Source organism: Pseudoalteromonas sp. NFXS53, from assembly GCF_056629255.1.
On sequence record NZ_JBWVBR010000015.1, the window covers coordinates 1 to 16,023 of the forward strand.

General features: G+C 42.3%; 21 protein-coding genes and 3 tRNA genes. 17 read left to right on the plus strand and 7 right to left on the minus strand.

Annotated elements, in window-relative coordinates; all coding sequences use genetic code 11:
• From AC1HJP_RS15180 to alr, 16 genes are all read left to right on the plus strand, one after another.
• Nucleotides 1-76 (plus strand) — tRNA-Gly (locus AC1HJP_RS15180).
• A gap of 128 nt (nucleotides 77-204) precedes the next feature.
• A tRNA-Gly gene (locus AC1HJP_RS15185) sits at nucleotides 205-280 on the plus strand.
• Between the two features lie 186 nt (nucleotides 281-466).
• Nucleotides 467-808 (plus strand): 30S ribosomal protein S6, encoded by a 342-nt coding sequence (rpsF, locus tag AC1HJP_RS15190; protein ID WP_058028561.1) that lies wholly within the window; start codon nucleotides 467-469, stop codon nucleotides 806-808.
• Nucleotides 809-837: 29 nt separating this feature from the next.
• A complete protein-coding gene (gene priB / locus AC1HJP_RS15195) occupies nucleotides 838-1,161 on the plus strand; it encodes a primosomal replication protein N (protein WP_130254141.1) in 324 nt (107 codons plus the stop codon).
• 11 nt (nucleotides 1,162-1,172) lie between these two features.
• Nucleotides 1,173-1,400: a 30S ribosomal protein S18 gene (rpsR, locus tag AC1HJP_RS15200; protein ID WP_010386263.1), complete on the plus strand. Its 228-nt coding sequence runs from the start codon at nucleotides 1,173-1,175 to the stop codon at nucleotides 1,398-1,400.
• Between the two features lie 36 nt (nucleotides 1,401-1,436).
• On the plus strand, nucleotides 1,437-1,889 hold the full coding sequence (gene rplI, locus AC1HJP_RS15205; protein WP_138481601.1) for a 50S ribosomal protein L9: 453 nt from the start codon (nucleotides 1,437-1,439) through the stop codon (nucleotides 1,887-1,889).
• A 268-nt stretch (nucleotides 1,890-2,157) separates the two neighbouring features.
• Nucleotides 2,158-2,583, plus strand: coding sequence for a type IV pilin protein (locus AC1HJP_RS15210; RefSeq protein ID WP_480362541.1), 426 nt, complete (start codon nucleotides 2,158-2,160; stop codon nucleotides 2,581-2,583).
• Complete coding sequence (locus tag AC1HJP_RS15215) at nucleotides 2,567-3,031, plus strand: GspH/FimT family pseudopilin (RefSeq protein ID WP_480362542.1); 465 nt, start codon at nucleotides 2,567-2,569, stop codon at nucleotides 3,029-3,031. The genes AC1HJP_RS15210 and AC1HJP_RS15215 overlap by 17 nt, the downstream gene beginning before the upstream one ends.
• Nucleotides 3,022-3,447 (plus strand): type IV pilus modification PilV family protein, encoded by a 426-nt coding sequence (locus AC1HJP_RS15220; RefSeq protein WP_480362543.1) that lies wholly within the window; start codon nucleotides 3,022-3,024, stop codon nucleotides 3,445-3,447. Before AC1HJP_RS15215 ends, AC1HJP_RS15220 begins: the two co-directional genes overlap by 10 nt.
• On the plus strand, nucleotides 3,431-3,967 hold the full coding sequence (locus tag AC1HJP_RS15225) for a prepilin-type N-terminal cleavage/methylation domain-containing protein (RefSeq protein ID WP_480362544.1): 537 nt from the start codon (nucleotides 3,431-3,433) through the stop codon (nucleotides 3,965-3,967). The genes AC1HJP_RS15220 and AC1HJP_RS15225 overlap by 17 nt, the downstream gene beginning before the upstream one ends.
• On the plus strand, nucleotides 3,964-5,802 hold the full coding sequence (locus tag AC1HJP_RS15230) for a DUF7305 domain-containing protein (RefSeq protein WP_480362545.1): 1,839 nt from the start codon (nucleotides 3,964-3,966) through the stop codon (nucleotides 5,800-5,802). The genes AC1HJP_RS15225 and AC1HJP_RS15230 overlap by 4 nt, the downstream gene beginning before the upstream one ends.
• A gap of 174 nt (nucleotides 5,803-5,976) precedes the next feature.
• On the plus strand, nucleotides 5,977-6,540 hold the full coding sequence (locus tag AC1HJP_RS15235; protein WP_480362546.1) for an RNA polymerase sigma factor: 564 nt from the start codon (nucleotides 5,977-5,979) through the stop codon (nucleotides 6,538-6,540).
• Complete coding sequence (locus AC1HJP_RS15240) at nucleotides 6,533-7,009, plus strand: hypothetical protein (protein WP_421965214.1); 477 nt, start codon at nucleotides 6,533-6,535, stop codon at nucleotides 7,007-7,009. The genes AC1HJP_RS15235 and AC1HJP_RS15240 overlap by 8 nt, the downstream gene beginning before the upstream one ends.
• A 10-nt stretch (nucleotides 7,010-7,019) precedes the next feature.
• Nucleotides 7,020-7,958 (plus strand): DUF4097 family beta strand repeat-containing protein, encoded by a 939-nt coding sequence (locus AC1HJP_RS15245; protein ID WP_480362547.1) that lies wholly within the window; start codon nucleotides 7,020-7,022, stop codon nucleotides 7,956-7,958.
• A gap of 147 nt (nucleotides 7,959-8,105) precedes the next feature.
• Nucleotides 8,106-9,485, plus strand: a complete 1,380-nt coding sequence (dnaB, locus tag AC1HJP_RS15250) for a replicative DNA helicase (protein WP_421965216.1) — start codon at nucleotides 8,106-8,108, stop codon at nucleotides 9,483-9,485.
• A gap of 45 nt (nucleotides 9,486-9,530) precedes the next feature.
• Nucleotides 9,531-10,619 (plus strand): alanine racemase, encoded by a 1,089-nt coding sequence (gene alr, locus AC1HJP_RS15255; protein ID WP_480362548.1) that lies wholly within the window; start codon nucleotides 9,531-9,533, stop codon nucleotides 10,617-10,619.
• Nucleotides 10,620-10,653: 34 nt separating this feature from the next.
• Here the strand turns inward: alr and AC1HJP_RS15260 are convergent, their stop codons facing one another.
• The 7 genes from AC1HJP_RS15260 to yjgA all read right to left on the minus strand — a co-directional run bounded on the left by AC1HJP_RS15260 (nucleotide 10,654) and on the right by yjgA (nucleotide 14,503).
• Entirely contained in the window at nucleotides 10,654-11,082 is a 429-nt protein-coding gene (locus AC1HJP_RS15260; RefSeq protein ID WP_480362549.1) for a secondary thiamine-phosphate synthase enzyme YjbQ, read from the minus strand.
• The gene (locus AC1HJP_RS15265; protein ID WP_480362550.1) at nucleotides 11,079-11,546 is read right to left on the minus strand and encodes a chemotaxis protein CheX; all 468 of its coding nucleotides are present in this window, start codon (nucleotides 11,544-11,546) and stop codon (nucleotides 11,079-11,081) included. The genes AC1HJP_RS15260 and AC1HJP_RS15265 overlap by 4 nt, the downstream gene beginning before the upstream one ends.
• A gap of 69 nt (nucleotides 11,547-11,615) precedes the next feature.
• Entirely contained in the window at nucleotides 11,616-12,050 is a 435-nt protein-coding gene (locus AC1HJP_RS15270) for a transcriptional repressor (RefSeq protein WP_058028574.1), read from the minus strand.
• A gap of 140 nt (nucleotides 12,051-12,190) precedes the next feature.
• Nucleotides 12,191-12,562 carry a rhodanese-like domain-containing protein gene (locus AC1HJP_RS15275; protein ID WP_421965219.1) on the minus strand — a complete coding sequence of 124 codons (372 nt, stop codon included), beginning with the start codon at nucleotides 12,560-12,562 and terminating at the stop codon, nucleotides 12,191-12,193.
• A gap of 163 nt (nucleotides 12,563-12,725) precedes the next feature.
• Entirely contained in the window at nucleotides 12,726-13,397 is a 672-nt protein-coding gene (locus AC1HJP_RS15280; protein ID WP_480362551.1) for a YiaD family glycine zipper/OmpA-like lipoprotein, read from the minus strand.
• Nucleotides 13,398-13,575: 178 nt separating this feature from the next.
• Nucleotides 13,576-13,652, minus strand: a tRNA-Ile gene (locus AC1HJP_RS15285).
• Between the two features lie 329 nt (nucleotides 13,653-13,981).
• Nucleotides 13,982-14,503 carry a ribosome biogenesis factor YjgA gene (gene yjgA, locus AC1HJP_RS15290; protein WP_480362552.1) on the minus strand — a complete coding sequence of 174 codons (522 nt, stop codon included), beginning with the start codon at nucleotides 14,501-14,503 and terminating at the stop codon, nucleotides 13,982-13,984.
• A 130-nt stretch (nucleotides 14,504-14,633) separates the two neighbouring features.
• Here yjgA and pmbA point away from each other — a divergent pair, with 130 nt between their 5' ends.
• Nucleotides 14,634-15,983, plus strand: coding sequence for a metalloprotease PmbA (gene pmbA / locus AC1HJP_RS15295; protein WP_480362553.1), 1,350 nt, complete (start codon nucleotides 14,634-14,636; stop codon nucleotides 15,981-15,983).
• The last annotated feature ends 40 nt before the right edge of the window (nucleotides 15,984-16,023 follow it).

Consider the following 16,023-nt stretch of genomic DNA (forward strand, 5'->3'; position numbering starts at 1 on the left):
GCGGCACTAGCTCAGCTGGTAGAGCGCGACCTTGCCAAGGTCGAGGTCACGAGTTCGAACCTCGTGTGCCGCTCCAACTTCTTAATCTTGTATTTACACAAGTTAATTAGTATCTAGCTAATTATATGCAGTACTAACTCAGCTGCTAAAGGAAATGACGCGACCTTGCGTACTTACCGACAAATTGAGAGTTAATTATGTGATGCGGCACTAGCTCAGCTGGTAGAGCGCGACCTTGCCAAGGTCGAGGTCACGAGTTCGAACCTCGTGTGCCGCTCCAATCTTCTTGTTCAAATATATCCTGACTTATAATCTGATTAATAATTAGTCTTTTCTTTCTTTTTTCATTGCTAAAACTCCCAACTCAACGTAAAATACGCGCTCATTTCGGCTATCACATTTAGTTCCTTGCCTTCCCCCGACTGGCCGAAACGGGACAAGGCTATATTAACCGTAAGGAATATCCATGCGTCATTACGAAATCGTATTCATGGTTCACCCAGATCAAAGTGAGCAAGTACCTGGTATGATCGAGCGTTATACTGGTTCTATCACTGAAGCTGGTGGTCAAATTCACCGTCTAGAAGACTGGGGTCGTCGTCAACTGGCTTACCCAATCGAAAAGCTTCACAAAGCACACTATGTTCTAATGAACGTTGAAGCACCAACTGAAGTAATCAACGAGCTTGAAACTTCTTTCCGCTACAACGATGCAGTGCTACGTAACCTAGTTATGCGTACTAAAAACGCTGTAACTGAAGCGTCTCCTCTTGTTAAAGAAGAGAAAAAAGAAGCAGCTTCTGCTTAATCGTTATTGAATCTGGATTGATTAAATAGGTGACACAGCCTGATCTGTATACAAATCAATATGTACTTTCGGGTACGGTTTGTAAAACACCCAAATTTAGTCAAAGCCCAGCTGGTATTCCACATTGCACGTTTGTACTTGAGCACAAATCAATGCAAGTCGAAGCCGAACTAAATAGAAATAGTTATGTTCGTCTGAGTGTGGTTGCAAGCGGTGCACAATTACAGAATCAAACACAGCATTTATACGTTGGGCAGGCAATACAAGTTCGCGGTTTTTTAAATCGTCACGAAAACCGAAATGGTTTAAGTCAACTTGTTTTACATGCACAACATATTGAAAGAATTAATTGAGGAAATTACTCATGGCACGTTATTTCAGACGTCGTAAGTTCTGCCGTTTCAAAGCGGAAGGCGTACAACAAATCGATTACAAAGATCTAGCTACTCTTAAAAACTATGTAACTGAAAGTGGCAAAATCGTACCTAGCCGTATCACAGGTACTAGCGCTAAATACCAGCGCCAGCTAGCAACTGCTATCAAGCGTGCTCGCTACTTAGCCCTTCTTCCATACACTGACTTACATAAGTAAGCAGCGGATTAACTCGTTTTTAAAAGGTGTAGAAACATGCAAGTTATTCTACTAGACAAGATCGCAAACCTTGGTAACTTAGGTGACCAAGTTGCAGTTAAATCTGGCTTCGCTCGTAACTTCTTATTCCCTAAAGGTAAAGCAGTTCCAGCGACTAAAGCTAACATCGAAACTTTCGAAGCTCGTCGCGCTGAATTAGAAGCGAAGATTGCTGAAGAACTAACAGCTGCTCAAGCACGCGCTGAGAAGCTAGAAGCATTAGCTGAAGTTACTCTAGTATCTAAAGCTGGTGACGAAGGTAAGCTATTCGGTTCTATCGGTACACGTGACATCGCTGACGCTATCTCAGCTGTTGGTGTTGAAGTTGCTAAATCAGAAGTTCGTCTACCTCTAGGTACTATCCGTGAGACTGGCGAATTTGACGTTGCAATCTCTGTACACTCAGACGTAACTGCTACTATCAAAGTAATCGTTATTGCTGAAGCTTAATCTCTGATTAAGTATTGAAAAGCCGCGTGTTATGCACGCGGTTTTTATATAAGAAATAAAAACTATCACACTCTCTCTTCATATAAACATCTCACGGATCTGAGTTAACGGTACACAGTGTAATCACATGTAATCCGTTCCTTTTTCATATACATATATAATGTGGTATTTTGACTGCATATTTTGTCATAGGTAAGAACAAGTTTAGATTTTGTTTCTTGTTAGCTTTGTGTTAAAAATGACAGCGCTGTTTTAATTTGAGTAGAGTATGAATTCTAGAGTAAATACAAAAGGTTTTACGCTGATTGAGCTTTTAATTGTGGTTGCTATTGTTGCGATTACAACGACATTGGCGTATCCGTCTTATCAAAGGTATATCCAAGATGGGCATCGCTCAGATGCACAACAGGCTATGTTGCAAACTGCGGCAATTTTAGAGCGAATTTACTCAAGAAATGGGGGTTATCCAGATAGCGATCAATTTAACGATTTACCAAACTCAGCAGTCTATGATTTCACTTATCGACATACAAACAAACCTGTAGGTGCTGCAAACTTCAGAAGTTTGGGGTTTGTGTTAAGTGCAAGACCCAAAGCGGGAAGTGTACAAACGACAGACAGATGTGGTGACCTGTCAATCAATCAGGCAGGACAAACAACAGCAAGTGGGAATGGCAATGACTGCTGGAAATAAGCAAAAGTCACGTGGCTTTACTATGATTGAGTTATTAATCACGCTTGGTTTAGTGAGTATTTTAGCCATGCTAGCCGCTCCATCATTTGCTCAGTTTATAAAACAAGAACGCCTGACTAAAACAGCCAATCAATTAAACGCTGTATATCGTTATGCGAGAAGTGAAGCGGTAAAGCGAGCGCAAACGGTTATTCTCACCAAACAAGACACTTCTTGGTTAGTAGAAATTGAAGTCGCAGGTGGCAGAGAGACGTTACGACAGTTCGACTCTAATTATTCAACAGTCAATGCAGAGCTGGTTGATCGTATGATACGTTCAACGGGTGAATTAAATTTACAAAGCAATATTTTAATCTCTGATAACGATACAAATACCGATGATTATCGTTTATGTATTTTGCGAAGTGGGCAAAGCTGGTTAGGTAAGGCAGAAGAAAATTGCGCGTAAATGCTGGTTTTTCATTGCTAGAAGTATTGGTGTCTATGTTTATTGCGAGCATAGCGCTGATTGGTTTGGGTGTAACACAGCTGAAGTCACTGCAGTTCGCCAATAATAGCTTTGATTATACCGTCTCTCTTGTGCAGGCACAGAATGCGATTGAGCGTATGTGGCCTGAGCTGTGCGAAATACAACATAACTCGCCATCAAAATTTGCAGAGCAAGCATTTAGAGAGTCGTTACAGCCACCCGACAGCCTATCTTTTAGATATGCTTTAACATTACCTGAGACTTATAGCGATGAGATGCCCATCACTGTGGCATGGCAAGATTTACGAGTGCCAGAGGAAGCGCAAAAACAGCTGCTTAATCAGGTCACATTGAATGCAAGTTTCGTCGAGGTTCCGAATGTGTGTAACCCATAAGGTGAGGCAATCAGGATATACATTACTAGAGATGTTGGTGGCGATGGCTGTCGGCTTGTTTCTACTTGCAGGTGTTGCCATGTCTTATTCGGCGATAAAAAGCACAGTAAGAATGACCCAAGAGCTATCGGATGCACAAGAGGTGATCCGTTATACCAGCCAAGTATTTACGCGCAGTGTTAAGCAAACGAACAGTGAGCCTATTATTAGCGCAGCCCCTTTGACGATTCAATTTCAGCAACTAGCCAATGTATTATCTTGCCAAGGCACGACCCCAGCTGTGGATTACACTGAAACTTATGCACTTGAAAATGGTTTTTTAACCTGTGACATTGGTGATGGTAACGGCGCGGTACAACTGCTCAAGGGCATAGAAGCCATTAACTTTGCATATAATAATCATTTAGTCAGCGTGACTGTCAAACCGCTAAATATGCCAAGTCACTTTGGAGTAGGGCTACAAATAGATATTGCCACAACGCAATTAATTCTGCTCGAAGCATTTAAGGAAAGCGTATGAAGCAGCAGTCAGGATTCACTTTAATCAAAGTCATGTTAATGAGCACGATGGCCAGTGTCGTTGTGTTCGGTGCACTTAAAGAAACCGTGATCCAAGAGCGTTTAACGGGTAACTTTCAAAAAGACATGAATGCGCGTTTACTCGCTGAAAAAGGTATTTTTACGGCAGCTAAAAGTTTGCAAACAGCAGTGTCAAATGACACTAATTTGACCGTCGATGAGTTAGTTAATCAATATGGTTTACACGCCGGAAACGGTGATATAGGCGATGACACGGCTTATAAAGCACGCTTAAGTAAAAATGCTGATGGGTTACTTGAAATTACGAGTCTAGGTCAGCGCTATTATGGTGATGCGAATCAGCAACTTGTTGCCCGTTTTGAATTAAAACCAGGAGACGTTAAATCACCCTTTCAACATGCTGTTACGGGTTGTAAAGGTGTTAATTTATCAGGTAGCGGTGTCGTTGATAGTTATGATTCTAGTAAAGGCCCATACTCTGAAACTAACCGAGACTCTTCAGGTCATGTAAATACTGTGATTGGTGATTCGAGTGTCACCATTACGGGTAACTCACCGATTAAAGGTGATGTGAAAGCATCAGGTATCGTTTACCTTAAGGGCTCTTCACCTATTATCGGAGATGTTCATTCTAATACCGGTGTAGAAATTAGTGGGGGCGGTGGTTCAGGTTATCGTGTTGAAGGTAATGTTTACTCTGGGGGCTTCTTTACTCATCGCGGCGGTGAGGTAAAGGGTTATGTCAGAGCTGTGGGCAATGTTGACATGAAATGGGGAAGTAAGATCATTAATGCAAACAATGATCCTTACGACATCATGTATGGGGGAACGGGTAAGTTCCCTGCGAGTTATCACGCACAAGATAGGGTTGAACTCGACGATGGTACAGTAAGGCGAAATGTTCGTTATACAGACGATTATTTCAGAAAAACGCCAGAGATAGAGCCTGTTAAAGTATATGACCCAAGCGCTCCAGATTATGACCCAGCGAAGCCAAATAAAGAGTGTGATCCTTTTGAATTACCACTGAACATGCCGGATGTGATGGCTCAAAATCCAAAGCGAAGTCAAGATTTCGCTGTTGGAGCGACACAGAGCTATCAATTTACACCAGACATAGGCCGCTTGATGACATCTCAAGTTGGCATCAAAAAGGCTGTTGCGTTAGATTCCGAAAAAGCAGAGATCTATTTGTTTGATAATTTGAGTCAACGACATGGCATTACAGGCACGACTGAAGAGCGTGTGTTTGGCATGAAAAACTTTAAGTTATACAGTGATGGAAAAATGACTATCACAGGGGGCGATGTCATATTTTTAGTCGATGGTGACTTTGTATTAAGCGGTAATGCCAAGTTAACCATCAAGTCGGGCAGTAGTTTAACTGTATTCACTACCGGTAAAGTGATCTTAGGCGCAAGCGGCCAAGTGATCACAGAGAAAGAGGGGATGACCACAAGCGGTATCCCTAGCCTGAATTTTTTCTCGTCATATTCTGGTAGTGATGGCTTTGAAGTGAAAGGGGCATCAGATATGTATGCGACAATTTATGCGCCCTTAACACAAGTAAAGTTCTCAGGAAGTGGACAACTCTATGGCACCGTTCGTGGCTCAATCATCAACTCCTCAGGTGGTAGTGGCGTACATTTTGACTCTGCTTTGAAAGATGTGAACTTCGGCTCTGGCGGCGGTAGCAATGAGAAACCTCAGCTTATTTTTAAAGGCTGGTTCTTTGAGCCGGCCAAACCTTTGCCTGATCTAGAAGAAGAGGAAGGAGAGACCTCTAACACTGATAATAACAACACGGATGACTAACAGCACAATATGCAACTAACAGCATTTCATTGCAAAACCATTTTTGCTTTGTAATGCTGTCTCTTCAAATATTTTAAATTTCTTTTAAACCTTTTTAAGCCAAGGTGGCGTCTTAGATAATAACAATGAAGCAAAACGCCAAACTGGGTAAAAACCCGATAAAGGAATAACGTCATGTTAATCGATGCCAAACAGGCATTTTCGAATACGAATAAAGACGAGCAAACAGATGACCTAGTACATAGAGTACAACAAGGTGATCAAGCTGCGTTTGCCCAGCTTTACCGTCAGCATGAAAAACCTGTATTTGCGTTATGTTTGAGGCTGCTAGCAGATCAACAGCATGCAGAAGATGTCACGCAAGAAGTATTCGTACAGTTGTGGCATAAAATTTCTCAGTTTCAGGGACAGTCAAAGTTTTCGACTTGGTTGCATAGTGTAACGAGCAATATTGCCATTAGTTATTTACGCAAACATAAAAACTGGCTGCAAAAAGTTGTGAGCTTTGAACAAAGCGGCATGGATGAACAAAGCCTAGCCATGTGTAGCGGCTTAAACGGGTTAGATAAGCTAATTTTGCGTTTGCCTGAGCGTGCACGTTTGGTGTTTGTACTTCATGCAGTTGAAGGCTATCGCCATGAAGAAATAGGCAATATGTTAGGCATGGCTGTTGGCTCAAGTAAGTCGCAATATCATCGCGCAAGACAATTATTACAGGAGTGGTACGAGCATGAGTAAAGTCAACTTTGACGACTTCTTAAAAGAAGAGCTAGCAAAACCAAGTGAAGTAGCGCCGAGTCGCGACTTATGGCCTGGTATTGAGCGAGCAATTGCAGAGCCAGCTAAAAGCAGTGTCAATGATAAACAGTATTGGCCCAAAGTAACCGGTATTGCTGCGTGTTTTATTGCGGGCTTATTAGCATGGAATGTGAGTGTAATGCGCCCTGAACAAAATACGATGAGAGATTTAAGTGCACTATTCGAACAGCAAAAGCAAGCATTACTCGTACAGTACGAAGCACAGCCAGCTTTAACAAATGACTGGCAGCAACAACTTGATGAACTAGAGCAGGCCGAGCAAGCTGTGAAGCTTGCCTTACAAAATGACCCAGAAAATGCCGCGCTGCTGAAAATGCTCGCGCAGGTTTATCAGCAGCAATTAGATTTAATCAACCGTGTACATGCACCAAGTTGGCAACAAATTTAGGAGAAGAAAGATGAAAAAACTACTAACAGGACTGCTATTTTTCCCAGTTGCTTGTTTTGCCGGTGAAGCCATCGATAAGCAAATTTCAGTACCCGCCAATGGCAAGATTGTAATTGAAAACCAACGCGGTGAAGTAGATATTAAATCTTGGGATAAATCTGAGTTTAAGGTTACAGGCTCACTCGATGATATTGCTAAAGGCTATAAACTTGAGAACAACGGCTCTGTCACCGAGTTTATTGTTGAAATGCCTAAGCGTTATAAAGGTTGGAACAAAGGCGATGGCTCTAAACTGACCATTTATATGCCACAAAACAGTGAGTTGAGCTTTGAAGGCATAAATGTGAATATCTCTGCGACTGAATTATTAGCTGGTGCACGTATTAAAACGGTTAACGGCGATATCAAAGCAACGCAATTAGAAGGCAAAGTAAGTCTTGAAACGGTTAATGGCGATGTTGATGCAAACAAGTTATCGGGTGATTTACGCTTTGAAACGGTTAACGGTGACATCAATGATATGAACTCTAAAGGTGAGTTACGATTCAATGCCGTGAATGGTGATATTGAAAGTGACACCGAAGCGACAGATATTCGCCTTGAAAACGTTAACGGCGAAGTAGATTTCAAAGTTGCTTCTTTAAGGGACTTACGTCTAAATACAGTAAACGGTGAGATTAAGGTGCAAGTTAAAGTGTTACAGCCTAATGCGCGTATTAATATGGATACTGTCAGTGGTGATGTACGCTTATACTTCCCGAGTGACGTATCAGCTCGCTTTGATATTGATGCGCACTCCGGAGGTCGTATTATCAATGAGTTAAGTCGCGATAAAGTAAAGAAAGCCAAGTATGGCCCGTCACGTGAATTAGAGTTTATTCTCAATGGCGGTGATGCAGATGTTGAAATTGATACGGTCAGTGGTCGCATTGAATTAAAGAAAAACTAAGCGAATATACTTAGTGATAAAAGGTCTCCTAGTGAGGCCTTTTCTAATTTTAGCGTTACCTTAATTAGAGAAAGTCGCTTTACGCTTTTAAGTTGCTCCACTAGGGGCTAAAATAACCCTCTTAATTCTTTCAGATTGTGTAGTGCCATGGCCAAACCAGATCATCAAGTCGATACCCTCAAAGTTCCCCCTCATTCCATTGAAGCTGAACAGTCAGTACTAGGTGGCTTAATGCTTGATAATCAGGCATTTGACCGTGTTGCTGAGTTGGTGGTATCGCAAGACTTTTACACTCGCACGCATAAATTAATTTTTGAAGCGATGGAAAAGCTGGTTGAGCAAAGTCAACCCATCGACTTAATTACTATTTCTGAAAGCCTAGAAAAGAATAATCAACTGAGCGCGGTGGGTGGTTTTGCCTACTTAGCTGAAATTGCTAAAAATACGCCAAGTGCTGCTAACATAGATGCTTATGCCTCGATTGTACGTGAGCGTGCGGTTGTTCGTGAGATGATCACGGTTGCGAATGAAATTGCCGAAGCAGGCTTTAATCCTGAAGGGCGTGATAGCCATGAACTACTCGATTTAGCTGAAAGTAAAGTATTTAAAATTGCAGAGCAGCGTTCAAAGAGCACGGAAGGCCCACAAAGTATTCACTCAATCTTAGAAAAAACAGTCGATAAGATTGAAGAGCTCTACCAGTCACCGCAGGACGGTGTAACTGGGGTGAGTTCTGGCTATAACGACTTAGACCAAATGACAGCAGGTTTACAGCCATCAGACTTAATCATTGTAGCGGCGCGTCCTTCAATGGGTAAAACCACTTTTGCGATGAACTTGGCTGAGCATGCCGCAATGACGCAAGACAAGCCTGTACTGATTTACTCACTAGAGATGCCCTCAGAACAGATCATGATGAGGATGCTGGCTTCTTTAGGCCGAATTAACCAGACTAAGGTGCGTACAGGTCAATTGGATGACGAAGATTGGGCGCGTTTGTCTTCAACCATGGGGCTATTGATGGAAAAAGGCAAGATGTATATTGATGATGCATCAGGCCTAACACCAACCGATGTGCGCTCTCGTGCACGTCGTATAGCCCGTGACCATGGCGGTATCAGCATGATCATGGTCGACTATTTGCAGTTAATGCGTGTACCTAGCTTATCAGATAATCGTACCCTTGAAATTGCCGAAATTTCTCGTTCATTAAAAGCATTGGCAAAAGAATTACAATGCCCGGTTATCGCGCTGTCTCAGCTTAACCGTACACTAGAGCAACGTGCCGATAAACGCCCGGTAAACTCTGACTTACGTGAATCGGGTTCAATCGAGCAGGATGCTGACTTAATCATGTTCATTTATCGTGACGAAGTGTATAACGAAGACAGTCCAGATAAAGGCGTGGCAGAAATAATTATCGGTAAACAGCGTAATGGTCCAATTGGTAAGGTTAGGTTAACCTTCCAGGGGCAATTCTCTCGTTTTGACAATTACGCAGGTCCTGCATTTGATGATGAGTATTAAGCACTAGCAGCTTAATACTTTTGCAGGTCGCACACGAGAGGCAGTATGAGATTAGCAACCGCAGAAATTAACTTAACCGCGCTGGAAAAAAACCTCGCACGTATCAAACAAATTGCGCCAAACAGCAAAGTGATGGCGGTATTAAAAGCCAATGCGTATGGGCATGGTTTGGTGACGATTGCACAGCATTTGCAGGGGGCAGATGCGTTTGCTGTGGCCCGAATCGATGAAGCCTTGGCACTTCGTGCTGGTGGCCTGACAAAACCCATTGTCTTATTAGAAGGTTTCTTTGAAGCAAGTGACTTGCCTATTTTACTGGCGAATAACTTCGAAACTATTATTCATGACGAGCACCAGTTAACTGCACTTGAGCAGGAAAATTTAGATGCGCCGATTGCTACTTGGCTTAAAATAGATACCGGCATGCATCGTTTAGGAGTTGAACCTGAACAGCTAGAGCAATTTTATACTCGCCTTAAAGCCACTCCAAATGCTAAGCGTAACGTGCGTTTAATGACGCACTTTCCGTGTGCTGACGATACTAAAAACAATAAGACGCTGTCGCAGATCCAATACTTTTCCAAATTGGTCGGAGATAAAGTCGAACAAACTTGTTTGGCTAATTCTGCAGGCATTATCGCTTGGCCAGATAGCCATGGTGATTGGATAAGGCCAGGACTCATGCTGTATGGCGTTTCACCGATGCTTGATTCTGTCGGCTCAGAGCATGGCTTGTCTGCGGTGATGTCTTTAAAAACCCGTGTGATAGCCAAACGTTTTATTCCTGCGGGAGAGCGAGTGGGCTATGGTGGACGTTGGCAGAGTCAAACAGCTACGCAACTTGCAGTGGTTGCTATGGGCTACGGTGATGGTTATCCGCGTCATGCACAAGAAGGCACACCGGTTGTGATTAATGGCAAACGATATGGCATTGTCGGCAGTGTGTCGATGGATATGATCACGGTAGATATTGGCGCAGAAAATGATTCAGTTCAGGTCGGTGACGAAGTTGAAATGTGGGGAGAAAACTTACCAGTAGAAGAAGTGGCACAGTGTGCTGGTACTATTCCTTACGAACTGCTGTGTAATGTCACGCCAAGAGTGAGTTATCAATACATAGAAGATAAAAAATAAGCGGCCATTATGCCGCTTATTTTTTGATGTGAAATCAATAAAGTTCGCCAGACAATGTGGCAATAATACTTCTGCCGCCGGCGTAGTCTCTGTGCTCACCTAAATACACACCTTGCCACGTCCCCAACATGAGTCGCCCATGACTAATTGGAATAGTGATCTGGCAGCCAAGCGTGCTTGATTTAATGTGTGCAGGCATATCGTCGTCACCCTCATAGTCATGCTTATAATAGGGCTGACGTTCAGGTACAAAATGATTAAAGTGGCTTTCCATGTCCATACGCACCGTAGGGTCGGCGTTTTCATTGATTGTTAAACTGGCTGAAGTATGCTGCAAGAATAAATGCAAAAGGCCAACTTGGTAATTATGGATCTCAGGAAGTTGTTTAATAATGTCATCGGTAATTAGGTGAAAGCCGCGAGACTTCGCGGCTAGGGTGAATTTAGCTTGTTGCCAACTCATAGCTTATCGAAGCTCACCTCGATATTGGCATTACCGTCAGCTGAAGTGAATGGCATAATAATTTTAGCACCTTCACATTTGTGCGTAATGGTGTGTCCAGGGCCCGATACAACAATCGGTGTTGCCATATCAAAGTCATAGCCTTTTTCACCGAGTAAATTTTTTGCACCGCCAGTGACCATGTTAGTGATTTCACCCACCATATCTGTCACTTCTTCATTAATTGTATCTGGGCGCTCGCCAAGCATGCGCTCCATGATTGTTAGTGCTAGTTGCTCATCAAAGGTAATAGAAAAAGAACCCTTAGTTTGTGGCCCTACCATACCGATCAAGCCCGATACATCACCTTGCGCAACTTCACCTTTTTTGATTTTTGGTTTACCAGGTGTCAGCTCTGTTTGAGCCATCGTTGCTAAGACATTTATTAATGATGATAAAAAAGGGTTTATGAACTCTACTTTCATGTGCTGTTCCCTTGATTCTTAATTATTCAGTTCTAGGTTAAGTGTAGTGGTTTAATTGCATAACTGCACTTAGTCTTTACACTTTTCACACTTGCCATGTGCTTCTATTGTTTGGTTACTTACCTGAAAGCCTCGCTCAGACGCTAAGTTATTCAGTTCATGCGAAATTAAACTTGAATGAAGCTCGTCAACATGCCCACAATCATCACAGATCAACAACTGTACAGGATGAATATGGTCGAAATGATGACACAGCATAAATGCATTGGTGCTCTCAATTTTATGGATAAAACCAAGCTCAGATAAAAAGTCTAAAGCGCGATAAATCGTGGCAGGTTTTGCTCCAGGCTCAGAGACTTTTAATTCTTCTAAAAGGTCATAGGCACCCACGCCGCCTTGCTTAGCAGCAAGTAGACGGAATACTTTTTCACGGATCGCCGTAAAACGTGCGCCACGGTTATCACAGACTTGTTTTGCTTTATCGACTAATTGTTCAACATTCATACTTTAAAATCCTTACACTGCCAAACAATACTATCACATTCTTTAAAATAGTCTTGTTTTCGTGATGATTTATTCCGATATCTCAGCAGGTTTAATCATCTTCAAATGGTGACAAGAGGGCAAATAAAATACTTAAAGTGTTATTTCACGGTAGGCAAACTCTCAGCCTGCCAAGCATTCATGTCACCGCTTAAGTGTAAAAGGTTAAATCCATCTTTAGACAGCGTACGTTCAAAGATTCCCGCTCTACGACCTGAACGGCAATATACAACAAGCGTTTTTTGTTTTAGTGAATTGAGTAAATCCTGATGCTGTTCGATCTTATTAAAAGGAATGTTGATAGCCCCTTTTACATGCCCTGCTGCAAATTCTTCAGGGCTTCTGACATCGATAATTTGATGCGGCGTTGCAGACATTTGATTAATTAGTAGTGCCTGTTGCGATATTTGCTCAGTTTTACCTAAAGCAACGAAACTACATAACAGTATTGAAAGTAGTAGAAAAAAACGCATAGTTATCTCCTATTTATATATTGAGTAATCATACATATAAAATGAAGAAAAGGTTTATAAGTTCAAGAAGAAAATCTAGCAAAATTGGCTAAATAAAGGGAAATACCTTGGAAATTAGAAAGCCCAGTTCGCACTATGAGCTGGGCTAGAGTATGAAATGAAATTACTTCTTCGCAGGAAAGATGCTGATTTCAACACGTCTATTACAAGTGCGGCCAGCTTTGGTGCTGTTATCGCAAATAGGGAGAGACTCACCCAGACCTTCGGTGAATAAACGATTTGCAGCAACCTTTTGGCTTTGTAGGTATGCCTTTACTGAGTTCGCGCGCTTTTCAGAGAGAGCTTTATTTAATGACTCGCTACCGGAGCTGTCAGTATGACCTTCGATTAATAGCTGAGTGTCAGGATACTCAACAAGTACTTTCGCAACACCGTCTAGTGTCTGATAAATTGAAGTGCTTAACTTGTCTGAGCCAGAATCAAAGCCGATACCGTTTTGCATAATTAATACGAGCTTATCTTCACCCACTCTTTTTACTTGAACACCAGAGTTCATTAACTCTTCGCGAAGTGCAGCTTCTTGCTTATCAAAGTAATAGCCAACACCTGCACCGATCGCACCTCCGGTTGTTGCGCCAATAAGCGCGCGCTTTCTACGATCATCTGCATCTTTACCGGTTGCTAGACCTACGATGGCACCCGATACTACGCCAATAATGGCACCTTTTGTTGCTGAGTTTGTTTCGGTCTCACCTGTAGTCGCATTTTGACGCTGCGACATTTGACAACCTGAAACTAAAATTAATGCACTCAGTGCTACAGCTAATTTTTTCACGTAATGTTCTCGACTTGATGTTTTGGTTAAAATAAACGCATAGAGTTAGAAATGAGCTAGTGCCTAGATATTAGGCTTTAAGCAATTAAAAACGTATATATTGTAATATGAATAATGAGTTTAAAAAGCTTTGATTATAAAAAGATGAACTTGAATGAAGTATGAATATAGCAGTAAATGGTGGCCCCACCTGGACTCGAACCAGGGACCTAACGATTATGAGTCGTGTGCTCTAACCAACTGAGCTATAGGGCCATTTGAAGTTTTTGCTTTTTGTATTTCGTCCTGAAGCTGTTTTCCGGTCTCGGAATCAACGCACAGGGTCGCTTCGCTAATATCCCTGTGCTTCCTCGACGTTTTCTTTTTTCAAAAGAAAACCCAAATGAGCTGTAGGGCCATTTAGAAGTGCTTGAAATCGAATGGAATCGTAAAAAGCGCAGGCAGTATAAAAATTTTTATAGGGCTTGTCACCACTTAAAGTCGAAAAAATCTACTTATCTTGTTCAATTGCTTAATAAAGAATCATTTTTTTAAAGGTGGGAAACTGCGGCTAACTGTTCAACCGCAGTAAGCACACTTCTCAATTAAGGCATCATGACTTCTTTAAGATACTGGAATAGGTCTTTGTAGCCTTTTGCTGGCTTTTCGGCTTTGGCTTCTTTCGCTGCTTGGCGAACTAATTGGCGAAGTTTTTGTCTTTCCAGAGACGGGTACTGTTCTAAAAGCTCGTTAATTAAACTGTCACCGTTAATAATTAACTCATTTCTGGTTGATTCAATCTTGTTAAGTAAAACATCGGCCTGATTGTTTTTGTTCAGCATTAACTCAATCGCAGCTTCAATGTCGGCGACATTGTCTGTAAGGCGGAGTGTTTTACTGATGTAGTTAATATGACGGCGGTACGCTTCAGACTTTGCTCTGATCTTGTCAGCAACAACCATGGCTTCTATAAGGTCATCGCTTAGCGGTAACTTATCACGCTGCTTTTTACTCATAGCTGCTAAATCGATAGCTAGCTGTTGGTACTGCTGTGCGTCACGTTTAAGCTCGCTTTTTGAAACGTAAATAATTTCTTCTTCAATAACGGGTTTCTTTTTTTTAGCCATGGTGCGGAGTTTCTATAAAAATTTTGTGGATTATAACAATTATACGTCATAAATGCTGTGCCTTGATAAGGCGAAGTCGAATATGTGTGTTAGCATTTAGATATTAAAGGTGTTTTTAGAGAGCATAACTATGAAATCTGAGCAGCAAAGTGCGATTTTTACTCAAATAGATGAAGTCAAACAGGCCGTATCAGAGGCGTTGTCCCACGCAACAAAACTAGGTGCAACAGCGGCTGAAGCAGCAATGTCGAGCACTTCGGGTCTATCTGTTAGTACGCGCATGGGAGAAGTTGAGACCATTGAGTTTAACCAAGATGGTGGTCTTGGGATTAGTGTGTATGTGGGCAATCACAAAGGCTCTGCATCAACTGCTGACCTGAGCCCTAAAGCGCTTCGCTCTGTGGTTGAAAAAGCCATTGATATTGCAAAGTTTACTTCGGATGACCCTTGTAATGGTGTAGCTGATAAAGCTTTGCTTGAGATGTCTCCGCCAGATTTAGACTTGTATCACCCTTGGGAAGTAACGCCAGAGCAGGGTGTTGAACTGTGTATTGAAGCAGAAAAAGCAGCATTAGAGTTTGATGAGCGTATTGTTAACTCAGATGGTGCGAGTTTTTCTAGTCATGAAGGCTTGCGAGTTTATGGTAATACCCACGGCTTTTTAGCGGGCTTTCCGAGAACACGTCATAGTTTAAGTACCATGGTGATTGGTCAAGATGGCGAGCAAATGCAGCGTGATCATGCTTATACTCTTAGCCGTGAGCAGTCTGGTTTAAAATCTGCAGAGTCTGTCGGTCTTGAAGCGGCTGAGTCAACCATTGCTCGTTTGAACAGTAGAAAAATTGCCACTATGAAGACGCCTGTGGTGTTTCGTGCGGATGTTGCGAATAGTTTGTTTGGGCATTTGGTTTCAGCTATCGGTGGTGGTGCGCTATATCGTAAGTCGAGCTTCTTGCTAGACTCTTTGGGTAAGCAAATTTTTAATGACAAAGTAAATGTGTCAGAGCGCCCACATTTATTGAAAGGGTTAGCGTCTAGTCCATTTGATAGTGAAGGGGTAAAAACGCTGGATCGTGAGATCATTCACGGTGGTGAGTTGCAAACCTATTTACTTGCAAGTTATGCAGCAAGAAAAATGGGCATGACAGCTACAGGCCATGCTGGCGGCATTCATAATTGGTTAGTGCAACAAACCCATGATGACCTGAAAGCTGTGCTTAAAGAAATGGGCACCGGCTTGTTAATCACAGAGCTAATGGGGCAAGGGGTGAATACAGTAACGGGTGATTACTCACGAGGCGCAGCAGGTTTTTGGGTTGAGCAGGGCGAGATCCAATATCCAGTAAGTGAGATCACCATTGCTGGCAATCTAAAAGACATGTTCATGAATGTGCAGGCCATTGGTGGAGATATTGAAGCGCGTGGTAGCGTGCAAACGGGTTCGATATTAATTGAGTCAATGCAGGTCGCAGGTGAATAGGCTTTAATTAAAGTAAAAGCCCGCGAAACTGAGCGGGCTT

Bases quoted from the DNA above. Each gene is read 5' to 3' on its own strand.
- rpsF (WP_058028561.1), top strand. From the start codon at position 467: ATGCGTCATTACGAAATCGTATTCATGGTTCACCCAGATCAAAGTGAG.
- rpsR (WP_010386263.1), top strand. From the start codon at position 1,173: ATGGCACGTTATTTCAGACGTCGTAAGTTCTGCCGTTTCAAAGCGGAA.
- rplI (WP_138481601.1), top strand. From the start codon at position 1,437: ATGCAAGTTATTCTACTAGACAAGATCGCAAACCTTGGTAACTTAGGT.
- AC1HJP_RS15210 (WP_480362541.1), top strand. From the start codon at position 2,158: ATGAATTCTAGAGTAAATACAAAAGGTTTTACGCTGATTGAGCTTTTA.
- AC1HJP_RS15215 (WP_480362542.1), top strand. From the start codon at position 2,567: ATGACTGCTGGAAATAAGCAAAAGTCACGTGGCTTTACTATGATTGAG.
- AC1HJP_RS15225 (WP_480362544.1), top strand. From the start codon at position 3,431: ATGTGTGTAACCCATAAGGTGAGGCAATCAGGATATACATTACTAGAG.
- AC1HJP_RS15230 (WP_480362545.1), top strand. From the start codon at position 3,964: ATGAAGCAGCAGTCAGGATTCACTTTAATCAAAGTCATGTTAATGAGC.
- AC1HJP_RS15235 (WP_480362546.1), top strand. From the start codon at position 5,977: ATGTTAATCGATGCCAAACAGGCATTTTCGAATACGAATAAAGACGAG.
- AC1HJP_RS15240 (WP_421965214.1), top strand. From the start codon at position 6,533: ATGAGTAAAGTCAACTTTGACGACTTCTTAAAAGAAGAGCTAGCAAAA.
- AC1HJP_RS15245 (WP_480362547.1), top strand. From the start codon at position 7,020: ATGAAAAAACTACTAACAGGACTGCTATTTTTCCCAGTTGCTTGTTTT.
- dnaB (WP_421965216.1), top strand. From the start codon at position 8,106: ATGGCCAAACCAGATCATCAAGTCGATACCCTCAAAGTTCCCCCTCAT.
- alr (WP_480362548.1), top strand. From the start codon at position 9,531: ATGAGATTAGCAACCGCAGAAATTAACTTAACCGCGCTGGAAAAAAAC.
- AC1HJP_RS15260 (WP_480362549.1), bottom strand. From the start codon at position 11,082: ATGAGTTGGCAACAAGCTAAATTCACCCTAGCCGCGAAGTCTCGCGGC.
- AC1HJP_RS15265 (WP_480362550.1), bottom strand. From the start codon at position 11,546: ATGAAAGTAGAGTTCATAAACCCTTTTTTATCATCATTAATAAATGTC.
- AC1HJP_RS15270 (WP_058028574.1), bottom strand. From the start codon at position 12,050: ATGAATGTTGAACAATTAGTCGATAAAGCAAAACAAGTCTGTGATAAC.
- AC1HJP_RS15275 (WP_421965219.1), bottom strand. From the start codon at position 12,562: ATGCGTTTTTTTCTACTACTTTCAATACTGTTATGTAGTTTCGTTGCT.
- yjgA (WP_480362552.1), bottom strand. From the start codon at position 14,503: ATGGCTAAAAAAAAGAAACCCGTTATTGAAGAAGAAATTATTTACGTT.
- pmbA (WP_480362553.1), top strand. From the start codon at position 14,634: ATGAAATCTGAGCAGCAAAGTGCGATTTTTACTCAAATAGATGAAGTC.